The organism is Comamonas kerstersii (genome assembly GCF_008801935.1).
Lineage (GTDB): Bacteria > Pseudomonadota > Gammaproteobacteria > Burkholderiales > Burkholderiaceae_C > Comamonas > Comamonas kerstersii.
In genome coordinates, this window is the sequence record NZ_VZOT01000002.1 from 216,419 (window position 1) to 233,976 (window position 17,558).

Sequence of the window (17,558 nt, forward strand, 5' to 3'; positions counted from 1 at the left end):
AAAAATCGCTGCTATTTCACATAGAATCACGCCCTGTCAGGAGGGTTACCCTGACCTGATGCTTGTAAACGTTTTTCCGCCTCTCTTCACGGAGAGGCGGGTTTTCTTATTGTGGATTTAATATCCACAAAATATAACTCCTCCGTAAATTCATTTTTTACGGAGGAGTTATCAGAAAATGAAATAAATCACTTTGGGTTGAGCAGTAAATCCAGCTGCATCAAATCATCCTGCACACGCAAAGCCACGTCAGAGCCAGGCTCCAGCAGCGCCAGCAATGCCTGCCAGTGTTCACGTGCCTGTGCATATTCTTCGATCTGTACGGCAGCAGCACCTGCCAGCGCCAGCGCCTTGGGCTGCTGTGGATCGAGCTTCAACGCCTGATCAATGGCTTCCATGGCTGCCGCCAGACTGCCGTTATTGGCAGAACCAATAGCATCAGCCATGTCTGCCCACAACCTGGCCTGCTCCCGGGGAGCTACAGCCTGTACCACACTAGCCTGTAAGGCTTGCTGATAGGCCTGCACCGCATCTTCATAGCGCTCCATGATTTCATAGGAACGTGCCAGCATCACCCAGCCAGGCAGATCATCCGGTTCATGCTGCAAGCGCTGCGCCAGCCCCTGCACCATGGCATCGACATTCACCTGCCCTGCGCCATGTCCCAGCTCATCCACCTGAGCCAGGCGTGCAGCAGCCTGCGGATCTCCCACCTGCACATAGAGCACAAAGGCACACACAGGCACGGCTACTGCCAGCACCAGTGCACTTACGCGCGGCAACCAGGGCTTGTGCGCTCCCCAACGTGGCTGGGCACGCTGATCCAGCTCTGCAAGCAGGCGACGTTGCAGTTCCTCCTCGGCCTGTGCAAAGTCGGAATCACTCAGATTGCCGGCCTCTCGCTCACGAACCAGCTCCTGCAGCTGAGCGCGGTACAAACTGCGCAGCGCATCCTCACTATTGCGTACAGGCGCAGCAGCCTCATCCTTGAGCAGAGTGGGCAGCAGCACCGCCAGACTCACCAGCAGCAGAGCCAAAGCCCCAAACCACAATACATACAAGCTACCCATGGAGGCCTTTCCTGTCTTTGCTCTCGTCAGATTGCGTCAGCCATGCCTGTGCCCGTGCACATTCTTCCGGCGTCAGCCCTTCACGCGTCACGGCAGAGCGCTTACGCAGCGCGCGTACCAGCATGCCAATGCCCACCAACACCACAAGAAAAGGCAGGCACCACAGCAGCCAGGTTGAAGGTTTCCAGGGCGGTGTATAGCGCACGAAGGTGCCATAGCGCTGCTCGAAAAATGCCACGATCTCGGCATCGCTGTGCCCTTGCTCCAGCTGATGCGCAATTTCACGGCGCATGTCCTTGGCAATCGGTGCCTGCGACTCAGCTACGGTCTGGTTCTGGCAGACCACGCAGCGCAATTGCGCTGCAAGCGCTGCTTCTCGCGCTTGCAGATCTGTGTCTGCCGCCCAAGCGCTGTGGCACAGCAAGGCAGCACTCAACATCCATGCGCTGACTTTCATTGCACAGCCCTCACTACAGGCATCAGGCTGTCACGCCACACCTCGGGGGTGACAGGCCCCAGATGGCGGTAGCGCACGCGGCCCTGTGCATCAATCACAAAGGTCTCAGGCACAGCCTGGATGCCGAAGTCCATGCCCACCCGGCCTGTCGCATCCACACCAGAAGCCACATAGGGATTACCTGCCACACGCAACAACGCAAGCGCCTTGGTCACGTCATCCTTGTAGTTCAAGCCGTAGACAGGAACCTGGTCCTGCTTAGACATCTGAGCCAGCACTGGCATTTCCTGACGGCAAGGAGCACACCAGGAAGCCCAGACATTGAGCAGCCAGACCTGCCCTTGCAGTGCCTGTGGGCTGAATGTGTCTCTGCCTGCCTGTGCTTGCAGTTGCGGCAACTCAAATACCGGCACAGGCTGGTCCAGCAGAGCGGACTCCAACGCCCGCGGATCACGCTGCAGCCCCATGCCCAGCATCACCGCAAGTGCCAGAAAAATTCCCAGAGGAATCACAAACCGCATCACGCCACCTTGCTTTCTGTTTTGATACGCACACGTGACCGGCTGGTGCGAAAACGCTTGTCCAGCAGGCTCAATGCTGCCCCCAGCGCCATCATGAATGTGCCAAGCCAGATCCATTCCATCAACGGCTTGATCTGTATGCGCAGCGTCCAGTTGAGTCCGGCTTCGTCCAGCGGCTCTCCGAGCGCGATAAACACATCCCGGCCCCAGGTGCTGTCGATGGCTGCCTGACTCAGCCCCATGCTCTGTACGCGGTAGGCACGTTTCTCGGGATACATGTCCCACTGCGCATCGCCATGGCTCACACGGAAATGCGCGCGCTGGGCATCGTAATTGGGGCCAGTCACCGGAGACAGACTTTCAAAATGGAAGCGATACCCCCCAGCCTCCATACTCTGGCCTTGACTGATACTGGTTTCACGCTTGACTTCCAGACCATTGGCAGCGCTGACAGCAATCACAAATACGCCTACACCCATGTGTGCCACCAGCGTGCCCCACCAGCCCCAAGGCTGGCGCAGCAACCGCTGCAGACCTTCGCCCTGTCGTACAGCTGGCACCAGACGCTGCCACGCGTGCACCAGTGTGCTCAGCACACACCACGCACCAAGCGCCATGCCCAGCAAGCTTGCAATGGACAGCCGCCAGCCCCAGCTCCCCTGCATCAGCCAGATCAGCAACGTGGCCAGCACTGTCAAAGCTACTGCACCTCGCAGACGCCGCCATAGCTCATGTGCCGAGCCCTGTTTCCAGCGAGCCACCGTACCCACGCCCATCAAGGCGACAGCAGGCAGCACCAGTGGCAGAAACACGGCCTCAAAGTATGGAGGCCCCACAGAGATTTTTTCGTCACGCAGCACATCCAGCGCAAGCGGATACAGCGTACCAATCAGCACAGCCAGCGCTCCGGCTGTGAACAGCACGTTGTTGATGAGCAGCAGTGTCTCGCGCGAAAGCAGTGCAAACTGTCCGCCCCCCTTGCCCAGTTCAGGCGCACGCCAGGCATAGAGCCACAGCGACGTTCCCACCACGGCCACGATAAAGCACAGGATGTACAGGCCGCGCCCGGGATCAACCGCAAATGCATGCACCGATGTCAGCACCCCTGAGCGCACAAGAAAGGTCCCGAGCAGCGACAGCGAAAACGCGCAGATGGCCAGCAAAGCCGACCAGCTGCGAAATGCCCCGCGCTGGTCCGTGACAATCAGAGAGTGCAGCAAGGCCGTGCCAACCAGCCACGGCATGAAGGAAGCATTCTCCACAGGATCCCAGAACCACCAGCCCCCCCAGCCCAGCACGTAATAGGCCCATGCGCTGCCCAGCAAAATACCCAGCGTCAGAAAGGCCCAGGCCGCGAGCGTCCAGGAGCGTGACCAGCGCGCCCATGCAGCGCCGAGCTCCCCGGAGATCAGTGCGGCCAGCGCAAAGGCGAATGGCACGGCAAAGCCCACATAACCCATGTACAGCAGCGGTGGGTGAAACACCATGCCAGGGTCCTGCAGCAAGGGATTCAGGTCACGCCCTTCCAGCGCTGCAGGCACCAGACGCAGAAACGGGTTTGAGAGAAACAACAAGAAAGCCAGCAGTCCCACACTGATCCAGCCCAGCACGGCCAGCACACGTGCCACAAAAGCTTCCGGCAGCGCCTGACTGCGCCATGCCACCGCTACGCTCCAGCAGGCCAGCAGCAACTGCCACAGCAGCATGGAACCTTCATGCCCGCCCCAGAAGGCAGTGAGCTTGTAGATGGCAGGCAGATCCTGGTGCGAATTACCCGCCACGTAAAGCACAGAGTAATCGCCCACCCAGAAGCACCAGACCAGCACGCCAGTCGATAGCAGTGACAGCGCACACTGCAGCACGGCAGCTGGCCGAGCCAGTCTCACCCAGGCAGCGATGCCCAGCTGAGCCCCCAGCAATGGAAAGATGGCCTGTACTGCCGCAACCAGCAAGGCAAGCACCAATGCAAAAACACCAAGCTCTGCAATCATGGCTGGGCTTTCATGGACTGGGCAGCATCTTCCAGGGCCTTGGCTGCTTCAGGAGGCATGTAGTTTTCATCGTGCTTGGCCAGCACTTCGGTAGCCGCAAACACACCATCGCCCTGCAATCGCCCGGAAGCCACCACACCTTTGCCTTCCTTGAACAGATCGGGCAGCAAGCCCTGGTAACGCACAGGCACGCGCTGCGCCTGATCGGTCACCACAAACTGCACCTGCAAGCCATCGGCAGAGCGCTGCAGTGAGCCCTCTTCCACCAGACCGCCAATGCGAAACGCAGCCCCTTCCGGCACTTCGCCCGCCCGCACCTGACTGGGGCTATAGAAAAACATCACATTGGCATCTAGTGCTCGCAGCACCAGCGTCACAGCCAGCCCCACCAGCGCCACACCAGCCAGCACCCACAGCATGCGTTTCTGGCGGGGTTTCATAGGCTCTCTCTCTCTTGGTTCACTGCACATGCCTTGCGCCATCGCAAGCAGAGCACCGCCACTTCAGCCAGCAGCAGCACAGCACTCAGGCCATAGGCCAGGGTCATATAAAAAGCATGGTTGTGCATCACAGTTGCTCCTGTGCGGCGCGTTCTCGAATCAGGCAACGTGTGCGCACCAGACACACAGCCAGGGTATAGGCCCAGCAGGCCAGCGCCATCAGCAGCATGCCCAACAGCATGGTATGGGTCATGCTGGGCGCTGCGTTCAGGCGAATGGTCGCGCCCTGATGCAGGGTGCTCCACCACTGCACCGAAAAATAGATGATGGGCACATTGACCACACCGGCCAGCAGCACGATGGCGCCAGCATTGTCTGCCCGTGTCGTGTCTTCAATCGCCGATGACACACCGATGTAGCCCAGGTACAGGAACAGCAGAATCAGCTCTGACGTCAGTCGCGCATCCCACACCCACCACGCACCCCATGTTGGCTTGCCCCAGGCTGCGCCGGTCCACAGCGCAATCACCGTAAACATGGCGCCCGTCGGTGCCAGGGCACGCGCCAGCAGCGGCGAAATGCGCATGCGGTAGATCAGCCCCAATCCTGCATGTATGGCGGCTGCTACATAGATGAACATGGACATCCAGGCCGCAGGCACATGCAGAAAAATGATGCGGTAGACCTCACCTTGCTGGTGATCAGTCGGTGCGACAAAAAAACCGACATACAGCCCCGTCGCTGCCAGCACGATGGCAAGCCCGGCCAGCCAGGGCCAGACCCGCCCAGCCCAGTGATCAAATACCGGGATCGATGCCAGCTGGCGCCAGCGAAAGCCTGTCTGCACCACTGCGGGGGCAGGCGTCGAATCAGAATGAACCGGCATGGATCTCATCTCACTCCAAAGCTAGGCGCAGTGCAGCCGCAATAGCCCACGGCAAGGCCAGCACAGCCAGACACAGACAGGCGCCCAGCAAATTCAGGGAAGGGGCAGCAGGCAGCCCGTGGACAGCCTGAGTGACAGCATGGCTGCCAAAAATCAACACCGGCACGCACAGAGGCAGAACCACCAGCGTCAGCAGCAACTGGCCTCGCAGGCCCAGCGTCAGTGCAGCACCCAGCGCCGCCAGCAGACACAGGCTGGGCGTACCCAATGCCAGCGACAGCAGCAGCACCACAATCACATCACCATCCAGCCCGTACTGCCAGCCAAGCAATGGCGTTGCCAGCAGCAGTGGCACCGCACTCACCAGCCATTGAGCACACACTTTCAGACCAACAAGCACAGGCAAAGGTGTAGCAGCCAGCGCCCATTGCTCAAGGGTTCCGTCGGAAAAATCCGTCTCAAACAAACGATGCTGCCCCAGCAGAACTGCCAGCAGCGCTGCCACCCAGACCACACCCGGTGCAATCTGTCGCAGCAAGGCACTGTCCGGTCCAAGCGCAAGCGGAAACAGACTGCCCACCATGATGAAGAAAGCCAGACTGCCCAATGCATCTGCAGGTCGCCGCACAGCAAGGCGCATTTCCCTGGCAATCACAGCACCGAGCATGCGCCCTCCTCTCGCTGCAGCGCAGAAGATGGGGGATTCAAATTCAGAATCTGGCAGGGCACATCCGGTGTGGCAATGCCACGGTGACTCACCACCACGGCCATGCCACCAGCCTGCGCATGCGCTGCCAGGATCTGCGCCAGCAGCGCGCTGCCATCAACGTCCAGTGCGTTATCAGGTTCATCCAGCAACCATAGAGGGCGATCACTGAGCAGCACACGCGCCAGTGCCATGCGGCGGCGCTGGCCCTGCGACAGACGTCCCAAAGGGCGCTGCGCCACATGCAGCACCTGCAATTGCTGCAGCACCTGATGAGCACGTTCTGCCTGCCAGGCTATGCCCTGCAGCTGCAGGGCATAGCGCAGATTTTCTGCGCCGCTCAAGGCATCATGCATGGCGCACTGATGGCCCAGATAAGCCAGTTGCTGCTGAAAGAGCGGGTTGCGTGCAGACATGACCTGCCCGCACCACCTCAGCGTGCCAGCACGCCAGTGCATAAGGCCAGCCATGCTACGCAACAGGGTGCTTTTACCCGTGCCATTCCCACCCTGAAGCAGCAAAAGCTGGCCTGAGGCCAGCTCGAAGTTGATATGACGCAGCAGCACACGGCCATTGCGAACACACCCAAAGCCGGCGACATGCAGGCTTTGGGATGCAGGAGACACCATCACCATAGGCTCAGGGCTTGGCCGCAGCAACGGGTGTGGGCACAGTCTGGCCGGGCGTGTCGCTAGGACCTTCTCCGGGAGGAATATGCGGCAGCTTGTGCGCAATGCCCTTGTGGCAGTCGATACAGGTCTTTTCCTTGTTGGCAAGGTAAGTCGAGTGCATGTTCTGCGCACGCTGGCTCTGCCGCGTGAAATCCATGGATTCGTAGTTGTGGCAGTTGCGGCACTCCAGCGAATCATTGGCTTTCAGACGGGCCCACTCATGCTGTGCCAGCTCCAGTCGCTTGGCTGCGAACTTCTCGGGCGTATCAACAGTGCCGAAGATCTTGCCCCAGACTTCCTTGGAGGCTTGCATCTTGCGCGCCATTTTGTCCGTCCAGTTGTGAGGCACGTGACAGTCCGAACAGATGGCTCGCACACCTGATCGATTGGTGTAGTGGATGGTGGACTGCAGTTCAGCGAACACGTTGTCGCGCATTTCATGACAGCCCGTGCAGAACTTCTCGGAGTTGGTCACTTCCATGGCGGTATTGAAGGCACCCCAGAACAGAATGCCTGCAATAAAGCCGCCAATGGTCAGAAACCCCAGGCTGAAATGCACACTGGGCCGTCGTATCACCTGCCAGTAGCGCTTGAGCAGTTGGATCATATTCAGCCCCCAATCAGTCGTTCTTGCCATTCTTGGCAGAGTTTTGCAGTGCTTTCAGCACCAGGCTGTCAACGTCCTGAAAGGTGTTGTTCACAAGAGGGCTGACGTTGTCCTGCGGGACATGGCACTGGACGCAGAAGTAACGACGGGTCGAAATCTGCTCCAGCGTATTGCCGTCGCGGTCATGGTAGTGAGTCACAGACACAGGCACTGCCTGGTAAGTCTCGGCCTTGGTGCGTGAGTGGCAGTCCAGACACTTGTTGAAGTTCTTGTCGACCTGATAGCCGTCAATACGGTGCGGAATCACCGGCGGCTGCTGTGCGTAGTTGCGGGTGCGGCGTACGTCGTCGTTGATGGCATTACCCAGCACCGGAGGCTTGGTCGTTTCCATCACTGGCGTTTCACCACGGGCCTTGTCGTACAGAGGTTCAGCTGCCACTGCGGCAGAGGATGCACAGATGCACAGCATCAGCGCCATTCCCAGTTTGCGTATGAATGTCATAGGGGGTTCCTCTGCTTCTTGTTAGACCTTGGTCAGCTTCACTGCACACTTCTTGAAGTCGGTCTGCAGCGAGATGGGATCGGTCGCATCCAGTGTGACCTTGTTGATCAGCTGGCTGGCATCAAACCATGGCACATAGACCAGACCGCGTGGTGGCTTGTTACGGCCACGGGTTTCGACCCGTGAACGAATGGCTCCACGGCGCGAGGCGATCTCCACTTCGCTGCCCCGGCGCAGGCCAAGCGCCTTGGCATCCTCAGGGTGCATGTAGCACAGTGCATTGGGTACAGCACGGTGCAGTTCAGGCACACGGCGTGTCATGGAACCTGAGTGCCAATGCTCCAGCACACGGCCCGTCGAGAGCCAGAACGGGAATTCCGCATCGGGCGCTTCTGCTGGTGGTTCATAAGGCAGTCCAAAGATGATGGCTTTTCCATCCTTGTGGCCGTAGAACTCAAACTCCTTGCCAGGTTTGACATAGGGATCCGCACCCTCGCGGTAGCGCCATTTGGTTTCCTTGCCATCGACCACGGGCCAGCGCAAGCCTCGCACCTGGTGGTAGGTGTCGAACGGAGCCAGATCGTGACCATGGCCGCGACCAAATGCCGCATATTCTTCGAACAGGCCCTTCTGAGGGTAGAAACCAAAGGCCTCGGCTTCGTGATTCTTGTAGCCAGCTTCAATGTCGCTGACAGGGAACTTGTCAACCTGACCATTGCGGAACAGCACTTCATACATGGTCTTGCCGCGCAGGTGTGGTGCCTTGGCCAGCAGCTCCTCAGGCCAGACTTCTTCAATCTTGAAGCGTTTGGAGAACTCCATGATCTGCCACAGGTCAGAGCGCGCTTCGCCGGGGGCCTCAACCAGCTGGTGCCAGAAGTGCGTACGACGTTCGGCATTGCCGTAAGCCCCTTCTTTTTCCACCCACATTGCGGTAGGCAGGATCAGGTCAGCAGACACAGCAGTCACTGTGGGATAGGCATCCGAGACCACAATGAAGTTCTCTGGGTTACGGTAGCCTGGATAGCCCTCTTGCGCGAGATTCGCACTGGCCTGGATGTTGTTGGTCACCTGCACCCAGTAGGCATTGAGCTTGCCATCCTTGAGCATGCGGTTTTGCAGAACCGCGTGGTAGCCAGGCTTGGCAGGGATAGTGCCTTCAGGCAGTTTCCAGATTTTTTCTGCAATCTTGCGGTGTTCTGGATTGGCCACCAGCATGTCTGCAGGCAGACGGTGCGAGAAAGTCCCTACTTCACGGGCTGTACCGCATGCCGAAGGCTGGCCGGTCAGCGAGAAGGGGCTGTTGCCGGGTGTAGAAATCTTGCCAGTCAGCAGGTGGATGTTGTAGACCAAGTTGTTCGCCCAGACACCACGGGTGTGCTGGTTGAAACCCATGGTCCAGAACGAGACCACCTTACGGTTGGGGTCTGCATACAGCTCTGCCAGCTCCAGCAGGCGGTTGGCAGGTACACCCGTCAGCTCGGCGGTGTAGTCCAGGGTGTAGGTGGAGACGAACTTGGCGTACTCCTCAAACGTCATTTCCTTGGCACCACCGGGGTTGTCTGCATTCTTGGCTGCCTGCTGCAGCGGATGCTCTGGGCGCAGGCCATAACCGATGTCGGTATTGCCCATCTTGAAGTTGACGTGCTTGGACACGAAGTCCTTATTCACGCGCCCTGTGGTGATGATGTGGTTCGCGATGTAGTTCAGGATGGCCAGATCCGTCTGAGGCTTGAAGGTCAGCTCAATATCTGCCAGCTCGTACGAGCGATGTTCAAAGGTCGAGAGCACGGCCACCTTGACGTTGGGCGCGCTCAGACGACGATCCGTCACGCGGGTCCACAGCACAGGGTGCATTTCCGCCATGTTCGAGCCCCACAGCACGAAGGTGTCTGTGGCCTCAATGTCGTCATAGCAGCCCATGGGCTCGTCCATGCCAAAGGTACGCATGAAGCCCATCACAGCCGAAGCCATGCAGTGGCGAGCATTGGGATCAATGTTGTTGGAACGGAAACCTGCCTTGAACAGCTTGGAAGCGGCATAGCCTTCCCACACGGTCCACTGACCTGAGCCAAACATGCCCACGCCCGATGGTCCCCTGACCTTGAGTGCTTTCTTGAACTGCTCGGCCATGACGTCAAACGCGGTATCCCAGGACACATGCTGGAACTCGCCATTCTTGTCGTACTTGCCGTCTTTCATCCGCAGCAAAGGCTTGGTCAGGCGGTCCTCGCCATACATGATCTTGGACAGGAAGTAGCCCTTGACACAGTTCAGACCACGGTTCACTTCCGCCTGAGGGTCACCTTGGGTTGCAACCACCCGGTTTTCCTTCACCGCCACCATCACCCCGCAGCCCGTACCGCAGAAACGGCATGGTGCCTTGGACCACTTCATGGGTGCATTGCCTGCCCCTGCGACCTGCTGCTGTGAAATGGCGTGGATTGGGATGCCGGCTACGGCACCGGCTGCCGCTGCGGCAGATTGGCGAACAAAATCGCGTCGTGTGCTAGTCATGGGTAATGCCCTCGTTGAATGATTGACGGGGTTCTGTGTGTTGGTAAACCAAGGAGACGTTAAGCACTCCTGCGATTTGCCGAATTTCTAAGATCTGGTCCATGATGTGGTTGGCACTTGCGCCTTCCAGGGTTACGACCAGCTTGCCATCTGGATGGCTGCCATGCACCTGCATCTCTGGATACTGGGTGAATGCCTGTTCTACGCTTGCCAGTGCCTCAGGCAGGACATGTACGACCACGCTGGCAATATGCAGTTCATCAGTCATGAAAAATGCCTGCCTTATGCATGGGGAGGGCCTGAAAACATCTGGTAGAACCAGACGATGAAGCCGTACGCCGCGATAAGGATGCCCGCCAGCACCGGAGCCATGACGATGGTGAGAAAGGCAAAGCTGCGTGCCTCTTCCTTGCGCGATGATGTTTTTTTCTTGTCCGCCATAGACCACCTTTCTGCGGGACTGATGGCCGCACGGTCAGACCAAAGCATCTTCTCTTGAAGCCCTGCCAACCAGCACAGCACCGTGGGTTCATGCTTGTAATGTAGTGAGTGGTTGCTTTTCTTATATTGATGAATATCAAATCAATATTTAAAAGTCACTTTGATCCTCTCAAAACCCAATACTCTTACCCACCAGAGCATAGCCCATAAATAAATTCAATAACTTACAAATGAAGTAGGAGAAATCTGATTTCTCATGTACATCGGCAAAAATATCAACCCAATGATTCGTTCATCATTTTTTAACAACAAACATAGATTTTTAATCCATGTTTAAAAACGACTGAAAACCCAATATGGCCACTTTGGCCGGACTGCCCTTCCAGATCCTGAGCTTGCATCTGCACCGATGCATTCCCATACTGACTACAACACATGCGGAGATACCGCCCTGCAGCCGTCATGCGATGCGGCACACACATGACTTCAGCTACTCACCATGCGCCTCACTGCTCTCACTGACTATGCACTGCGAGTCCTGATCTATGCCGGATCGCACAGGGACCGGCTATGCACGATCAGCGAAATTGCCCATGCCTTCGACATCTCGCAGACACACCTGATGAAGGTCTCTCAGCTACTCTCTCAGCAGGGCTGGATCACTACTGTGCGAGGCAAAAAAGGGGGCCTCAGACTGAGCAAGGAGCCACATCTGATTCATCTTGGCGCGGTGGTGCGCAGCATTGAACCTGGCTTTGCGCTGGTGGAGTGCCTGGGCAGCAACAACAATTGCAAGATCGCTGGCAAGTGCCCTCTCACCGGCATCCTCAACGGTGCTGTTACTGCGTTCTTGCACCACCTCAGCTTCTACACGCTGGCCGACGTCATTAGCCCGGTGGAATCCGCACAAAGGTTTGCCCCCATGTTGGCGCCAGCACCAAACATAAGCACAACAGAAAAACCTGAAGAAAAGCCGAACGCCACACCTGTGGACAGCACCCTGGAATAGAGCCTGCAACTGCTGGGCACCATGGCAAACGGTACCCAGGCAGCCAGCACTTAGAACGCCTCCACCGGCATCTGCGCACAGGTCATGTCACGGGTGCTGACCACACGCAGCCAGGCTGTGATCCTGGGCAACTCATAGTGATAAAAATAGCGTGTAGCGCTTATCCTGCCTGCGTTAGAAGTTACAGATATGGAAGCATCCACTTCCAGCACCTTGCACGCGATATCCAGCCAGACCCACGCCAGCACCGTGTGGCCAAAGGCCTGCATGTACGGCACGGCATTGGCCAGTGCCTCTTGCGGCTGTCCGGTAGCCCAGGCTGCGCGCGTCGCGGCCTCCAGCTCCTGCAATGCCTTGGTCAGCTCCGTGGCATAAGGGTGCAGCTCGGTGTGCGCCATGGCCTGTTCGATGGTGGCCTGCATGGTCTGTGCCAGCAGCTGAAAACCTGCGCCCCCTTGCATGACCACCTTGCGGCCCAGCAAATCCGCGGCCTGGATGCCATGCGTACCCTCATGGATCATGTTCAGGCGGTTGTCACGCCAGTACTGCTCCACCGGGAAGTCACGCGTATAGCCGTAGCCACCGTGGATCTGGATGGCCAGAGAGTTCGCCTCCAGGCAGTTTTCGCTGGGCCAGCTCTTGGCAATCGGGGTGAGCACTTCCAGCAGCAGCTTGGCGCGTGTTGCATCGTCTGGTGCGCCTGTGCGGGCCTCATCGACCAGCCTGGAGCAGTACAGGTTCAGCGCCAGCGCCCCTTCGCAATACGCCTTTTGCGCCAGCAGCATGCGTTTGACATCGGCGTGTTCAATGATGGGTACCTGCGGACTGCTGGCGTCTTTTCCGCTGTCCGTCATGGGCCTGCCCTGCGGGCGGTTCCTCGCGTAGTCCAAGCTGGCGTAGTACCCCGCCAGCCCCAGCATGGTGGCCGCCATGCCTATGCCAATGCGTGCCTCATTCATCATGTGGAACATGCACCTGAGGCCTTCGTGCGGCTTGCCCACCAGATAGCCGATGGCCCCTGCCTTGCCGCGCACCGGGTATCTGCCCTCGCCAAAGTTCAGCAGCGTATTGGTGGTGCCGCGCCAGCCCAGCTTGTGGTTCAGGCCCGCCAGCGCCACATCGTTGCGCTCGCCCGTGAGCTGACCTTCGGTATCGACCAGCTGCTTGGGCACGATAAACAGCGAAATACCCTTCACACCCGGTATCAGCTTGCCATCCGGCCCGGGAATCTTGGCCAGCACCAGATGCACGATGTTTTCGGTCAGTTCATGGTCGCCCGAGCTGATCCACATCTTGTTGCCCTTGAGACGATAGCGTGGCCCCAGGGGATCATTGGCAAAGTCATCGCCATCAGGCTCGGCCCGAGTGCAGATATCGCTCAGGCTGGAGCCCGCCTGTGGCTCAGACAGTGCCATGGTGCCTGCCCAGCGGCCATTGAATTCGTTGTCGGCAAACACCTGCTGCTGCATGGGCGTGCCATGCACGCGCAGCAAGTTGGCATTGCCCGCCGTGAGCAGGTTCGAGCCAATGCTGATGCTCGCGCAGGCAAAAAAGCTGTTGGCTGCGGCCTCCACCACATAGGGCAACTGCATGCCGCCATGCGCATAGGGCTGCGCTGCGCTGAGCATGCCGCTGTCCGCATAGGCTTTGCGCGCTTCATAGGTACAGGCGGGCAGGATGACTTTTTCGCCATCAAAGGCGGGCTCCTGCATGTCTACGGTGCGATTGAAGGGCGCAAACTTTTCACGGGCAATGCGCTCGCAGGTGTCCATCACCGCATCAAAGGTTTCGCGGCTATGGTCTGCGTAAAAGGCGCGGCTGGCGAGCTGCTCGGCTTGCAGCCAGTCGTACATCAGAAAGTCCAGGGTCGAACGCAGGGGAGACATAATATTGCTCAAATTGGCTTCTAACGCTTATGCAGCAAGCTCTAGTAGCTATTGTTTTTAAGAACACAAGTCGGCAAAAAAGCCGCCCCCCTCGAACCAGCAGGAAGGGCGGCTTCAAGGCTCATGACGGCCTGGGCACTGCAGTGGCTTAGAGCACCTCAAACACGCCAGCTGCGCCCATACCACCACCGATGCACATGGTCACGCACACGCGCTTGGCACCACGGCGCTTGCCTTCAATCAGGGCATGGCCCGTGAGGCGCTGCCCCGACAGGCCATAGGGGTGGCCCAGGGCAATCGCGCCGCCATTGACGTTGAGCTTTTCGTTGGGAATACCCAGCTTGTCGCGGCAGTAGATCACCTGCACGGCAAAGGCTTCATTCAGCTCCCACAGGTCAATGTCATCCACCGTCAGGCCCAGCTTTTTGAGTACCTTGGGCACAGCAAACACGGGGCCTATGCCCATTTCATCAGGCTCGCAGCCTGCCACGGCAAAGCCCAGGAAACGGCCCAGGGGCTTGAGGCCATGCCTGGCCGCATAGTTCTCATGCACCAGCACACAGGCACCGGCACCGTCGGAGAACTGGCTGGCATTGCCCGCCGTAATCAGCCCGCCGGGCAAGGCGCTGCGCAGACCGGAGATGCCTTCCTTGGTCGTGCCCTCGCGTGTGCCTTCGTCCTTGCTGACCGTGACTTGCTTGGTGGTCAGGCCCATGAGCTTGTCGGCCACGCCCATGGTCACGGTGATGGGGGCGATTTCCTGGTCAAACAGGCCCGCTGCCTGCGCGGCACACGCCTTTTGCTGGCTGGCAGCGCCGTACTCATCCATGGCATCGCGCGTAATGCCGTAGCGCTTGGCAACCTGCTCTGCGGTCTGCAGCATATTCCAGTAAATCTCGGGCTTCATGGCCACCAGTTCCGGGTCTTCGGCCATATGGCGGTTGGCTTCCTGCTGCACGCAGGAGATGCTTTCCAGGCCACCGGCCACCAGCACCTCGTTTTCGCCCGCAATAATGCGCTGCGCCGCCAGGGCAATCGATTGCAGGCCCGAGGAGCAGAAGCGGTTGATGGTCAGGCCAGACGTCGTCACCGGCAGCCCGGCACGAATGGCGATCAGGCGCGCCACGTTGCCACCCGTGGTGCCTTCGGGCATGGCCATGCCCATGATGACATCTTCCACGGCAGCACCTTCAATGCCCGCGCGCTGCACGGCATGAGAGACAGCATGGGCACCCAGCGTGGGGCCATAGGTCATGTTGAATGCGCCCTTCCAGCTCTTGGTCAGCGGGGTACGCGCGGTGGATACGATCACTGCGGAGGTCATGAATTCAATCCTTCCAGTCTTGCTGGCTGCTGCCGGGGCAATGCGCCGGGCAGCACGCCGTTATGTCGAGAAATGGCGGGTCTTGCGGCGCACATCAGGCAAAGCGCTGGCCTTGCGCAGCCAGGCGCGCCAGCAGCGGTGCGGGCTGCCAGAACTGCGCATCGTCATGCGGGTTCTGCGCAAAACGCTCCATGGCACGCACCACATTGATCAGGCCCAGTTCGCTCGCATAGTGCATGGGGCCACCGCGATAGATGGGAAAGCCATAGCCCGTCAGATACACCATGTCGATATCGCCGGACTTGCTGGCAATGCCTTCTTCCAGGATGTGCGCGCCCTCGTTGACCAGCGAGAACACCAGGCGCTGCACGATCTCTTCGTCGGAAATCTTGCGCGGTGTGATGCCCAGCGCCTTACGGTGCTGCTCGATCATGTCCAGCACTTCCTGGCTGGGGATGGCATCGCGCTTGCCCTCCTGGTAGTCGTACCAGCCCTTGCCGGTTTTCTGGCCGTAGCGGCCCATCTCGCACAGCAGGTCGGCGGTCTTGCTGTACTTCATATGGGGCTTTTCGACATAGCGGCGCTTGCGGATGGCCCAGCCAATGTCGTTGCCCGCCAGGTCACCCATGCGGAACGGACCCATGGCAAAGCCGAACTTCTCGATGGCTTTGTCCACCTGCTGCGGCGTAGCGCCCTCTTCAATCAGGAAACCGGCCTGGCGGCTGTACTGCTCGATCATGCGATTGCCAATAAAGCCATCGCACACGCCAGAGACCACCGCAGTCTTGCGAATCTTCTTGGCCAGCTGCATCACGGTGGCCAGCACATCCTTGGCTGTGGCCTTGCCGCGAATCACTTCCAGCAGCTTCATCACGTTGGCGGGGCTGAAGAAGTGCATGCCTACCACGTCCTGCGGGCGGCTGGTGAAGGCGGCAATCTTGTCTACATCCAGCGTGGAGGTGTTGGACGCCAGAATCGCACCGGGCTTGGCCACCGCATCAAGCTGCTTGAACACCGTTTCCTTGACACCCAGCTCCTCAAACACGGCTTCGATAATGAGGTCGCAGTCCTTGAGGTCGTCATAGCTCAGTGTGGTGCTGAGCAAACCCATGCGCTGCTCGTACTTGTCCTGCTTGAGCTTGCCCTTTTTCACCTGCGCTTCGTAGTTCTTGCGGATGGTGGCCGTGCCACGGTCCAGCGCCTCCTGCTTCATCTCCAGAATGGTCACGGGGATGCCTGCATTGAGGAAGTTCATGCTGATGCCGCCGCCCATGGTGCCTGCACCAATCACGCCTACCTTCCGAATTTCGCGCACCGGGGTATCTGATGGCACGTCGGCAATCTTGGAAGCTGCGCGCTCGGCCATGAACAGGTGGCGCAGCGCACGGGACTCTGGCGTCCACATCAGATTGACGAACAGCTCGCGCTCGTAGTCCAGGCCATCCTGGAATTTGCGTTTGGTGGCTGCTTCCACCGCATCCACGCACTTGAGCGGTGCGGGGTAGTGCTTGGACATGGCCTTGACCGTGTTGCGCACAAAGCCAAAGTAGGCATCGCCCTTGGGGTGGGCACATGGGAGGTTGCGCACCAGTGGCAAGGCTTCATGGCTGGCCGCATGGCGCTCGCCCACTTCCTGAGCGTAGGCCAGTGCTTCCGCAGCCAGGCTGTCTGCGCTGGCTGCCATTTTGTTGAACAGCTTCTGGCCGGGCACCATGGCCAGCATCTCGCTTTTGATGGCTTCGCCGCTGACGATCATGTTCAGCGCAGGCTCTACGCCCAGCGCACGTGGCAGGCGCTGCGTACCGCCTGCACCAGGCAACAGGCCCAGCTTGACTTCAGGCAGCGCCACATGCGTGCCCGGTGCTGCCATGCGGTAGTGGCAGCCCAGCGCCAGCTCCAGACCGCCGCCCATGCATACGCTGTGAATCGCCGCAATGACGGGCTTGGCCGAGCGCTCTACCTGCGCAATCACGGTGTGCAGATTGGGCTCCTGCAAGGCTGCTTCCTTGCCAAACTCCTTGATATCCGCGCCCCCCGAGAAGGCCTTGCCGGCCCCGGTGATCACAATGGCCTGCACCGCCGCATCGGCATTGGCTCGGGTCAACCCGTCAAGCACGGCCTGTCGGGTGGATAGCCCCAGGCCATTGACCGGGGGATGGTTGAGCGTAATTACGGCCACATTGCCGTGTACCTTGTATTCAGCCGTCATGGCTTGTCTCCTCGGTGTCGTAGCTGGCAAAAAAAGAACGTTCGTTCGCGGACCATTCTAGGAAGCGCCCTGCTCCTAGACCATCAACGCAAGCCCTAGCTTTGTCCTCTAAGGGACAGTCCATGTTTGCGCCATATCAGCCCGTGGGCAGTGACAGGAGGGCAGCGCAGAAATCCGATGAACGGTCAGGCCTGCAATGGTCGATGGCACCGTTCTTGCACTTCAGCGCACAACCGCCCTGTGTACCAGCAGGCATGCGGTCTGTGGCTGCAAAAAAACGCTAGTGCAAACCATGAACAGGCGTTTGGCTGCTGGCCCAAC

At 59.0% G+C, this 17,558-nt stretch carries 17 protein-coding genes; 1 reads left to right on the forward strand and 16 read right to left on the reverse strand.

Going from position 1 to position 17,558, the window contains the following annotated elements:
• Positions 1-188: 188 nt before the first annotated feature.
• The 13 genes from ccmI to napE form a co-directional block, all read right to left on the reverse strand.
• Positions 189-1,070: a c-type cytochrome biogenesis protein CcmI gene (gene ccmI / locus F7P80_RS04150; protein ID WP_151043014.1), complete on the reverse strand. Its 882-nt coding sequence runs from the start codon at positions 1,068-1,070 to the stop codon at positions 189-191.
• Positions 1,063-1,527, reverse strand: a complete 465-nt coding sequence (locus tag F7P80_RS04155) for a cytochrome c-type biogenesis protein (RefSeq protein ID WP_151043016.1) — start codon at positions 1,525-1,527, stop codon at positions 1,063-1,065. Before F7P80_RS04155 ends, ccmI begins: the two co-directional genes overlap by 8 nt.
• Positions 1,524-2,048, reverse strand: a complete 525-nt coding sequence (locus F7P80_RS04160) for a DsbE family thiol:disulfide interchange protein (RefSeq protein ID WP_151043018.1) — start codon at positions 2,046-2,048, stop codon at positions 1,524-1,526. Before F7P80_RS04160 ends, F7P80_RS04155 begins: the two co-directional genes overlap by 4 nt.
• Positions 2,048-4,039, reverse strand: coding sequence for a heme lyase CcmF/NrfE family subunit (locus F7P80_RS04165; protein WP_151043020.1), 1,992 nt, complete (start codon positions 4,037-4,039; stop codon positions 2,048-2,050). The genes F7P80_RS04160 and F7P80_RS04165 overlap by 1 nt, the downstream gene beginning before the upstream one ends.
• A complete protein-coding gene (gene ccmE / locus F7P80_RS04170) occupies positions 4,036-4,479 on the reverse strand; it encodes a cytochrome c maturation protein CcmE (protein WP_054066900.1) in 444 nt (147 codons plus the stop codon). The genes F7P80_RS04165 and ccmE overlap by 4 nt, the downstream gene beginning before the upstream one ends.
• A gap of 127 nt (positions 4,480-4,606) precedes the next feature.
• The gene (gene ccmC, locus F7P80_RS04175) at positions 4,607-5,365 is read right to left on the reverse strand and encodes a heme ABC transporter permease CcmC (protein WP_211371990.1); all 759 of its coding nucleotides are present in this window, start codon (positions 5,363-5,365) and stop codon (positions 4,607-4,609) included.
• Between the two features lie 10 nt (positions 5,366-5,375).
• Positions 5,376-6,032, reverse strand: coding sequence for a heme exporter protein CcmB (gene ccmB, locus F7P80_RS04180; RefSeq protein ID WP_054066899.1), 657 nt, complete (start codon positions 6,030-6,032; stop codon positions 5,376-5,378).
• Positions 6,017-6,706, reverse strand: a complete 690-nt coding sequence (gene ccmA, locus F7P80_RS04185; RefSeq protein WP_114070938.1) for a heme ABC exporter ATP-binding protein CcmA — start codon at positions 6,704-6,706, stop codon at positions 6,017-6,019. The genes ccmB and ccmA overlap by 16 nt, the downstream gene beginning before the upstream one ends.
• 4 nt (positions 6,707-6,710) lie before the next feature.
• The gene (locus tag F7P80_RS04190) at positions 6,711-7,349 is read right to left on the reverse strand and encodes a cytochrome c3 family protein (protein WP_054066898.1); all 639 of its coding nucleotides are present in this window, start codon (positions 7,347-7,349) and stop codon (positions 6,711-6,713) included.
• A 13-nt stretch (positions 7,350-7,362) separates the two neighbouring features.
• Positions 7,363-7,851 carry a nitrate reductase cytochrome c-type subunit gene (locus F7P80_RS04195; RefSeq protein ID WP_054066897.1) on the reverse strand — a complete coding sequence of 163 codons (489 nt, stop codon included), beginning with the start codon at positions 7,849-7,851 and terminating at the stop codon, positions 7,363-7,365.
• Positions 7,852-7,872: 21 nt separating this feature from the next.
• Positions 7,873-10,368 carry a periplasmic nitrate reductase subunit alpha gene (napA, locus tag F7P80_RS04200; RefSeq protein WP_151043022.1) on the reverse strand — a complete coding sequence of 832 codons (2,496 nt, stop codon included), beginning with the start codon at positions 10,366-10,368 and terminating at the stop codon, positions 7,873-7,875.
• Positions 10,361-10,636 carry a chaperone NapD gene (locus F7P80_RS04205; RefSeq protein ID WP_249041372.1) on the reverse strand — a complete coding sequence of 92 codons (276 nt, stop codon included), beginning with the start codon at positions 10,634-10,636 and terminating at the stop codon, positions 10,361-10,363. The genes napA and F7P80_RS04205 overlap by 8 nt, the downstream gene beginning before the upstream one ends.
• Positions 10,637-10,650: 14 nt before the next feature.
• Positions 10,651-10,809 (reverse strand): periplasmic nitrate reductase, NapE protein, encoded by a 159-nt coding sequence (gene napE / locus F7P80_RS04210; RefSeq protein WP_054066895.1) that lies wholly within the window; start codon positions 10,807-10,809, stop codon positions 10,651-10,653.
• Positions 10,810-11,308: 499 nt separating this feature from the next.
• Here napE and F7P80_RS04215 point away from each other — a divergent pair, with 499 nt between their 5' ends.
• The gene (locus F7P80_RS04215; protein ID WP_151043024.1) at positions 11,309-11,818 is read left to right on the forward strand and encodes an RrF2 family transcriptional regulator; all 510 of its coding nucleotides are present in this window, start codon (positions 11,309-11,311) and stop codon (positions 11,816-11,818) included.
• A 50-nt stretch (positions 11,819-11,868) separates the two neighbouring features.
• Here the strand turns inward: F7P80_RS04215 and F7P80_RS04220 are convergent, their stop codons facing one another.
• The 3 genes from F7P80_RS04220 to F7P80_RS04230 form a co-directional block, all read right to left on the reverse strand.
• On the reverse strand, positions 11,869-13,704 hold the full coding sequence (locus F7P80_RS04220) for an acyl-CoA dehydrogenase (protein WP_151043026.1): 1,836 nt from the start codon (positions 13,702-13,704) through the stop codon (positions 11,869-11,871).
• A 148-nt stretch (positions 13,705-13,852) separates the two neighbouring features.
• Positions 13,853-15,028: an acetyl-CoA C-acyltransferase gene (locus F7P80_RS04225; protein ID WP_151043028.1), complete on the reverse strand. Its 1,176-nt coding sequence runs from the start codon at positions 15,026-15,028 to the stop codon at positions 13,853-13,855.
• Between the two features lie 94 nt (positions 15,029-15,122).
• The gene (locus F7P80_RS04230) at positions 15,123-17,237 is read right to left on the reverse strand and encodes a 3-hydroxyacyl-CoA dehydrogenase NAD-binding domain-containing protein (RefSeq protein WP_151043030.1); all 2,115 of its coding nucleotides are present in this window, start codon (positions 17,235-17,237) and stop codon (positions 15,123-15,125) included.
• Positions 17,238-17,558 lie beyond the last annotated feature (321 nt).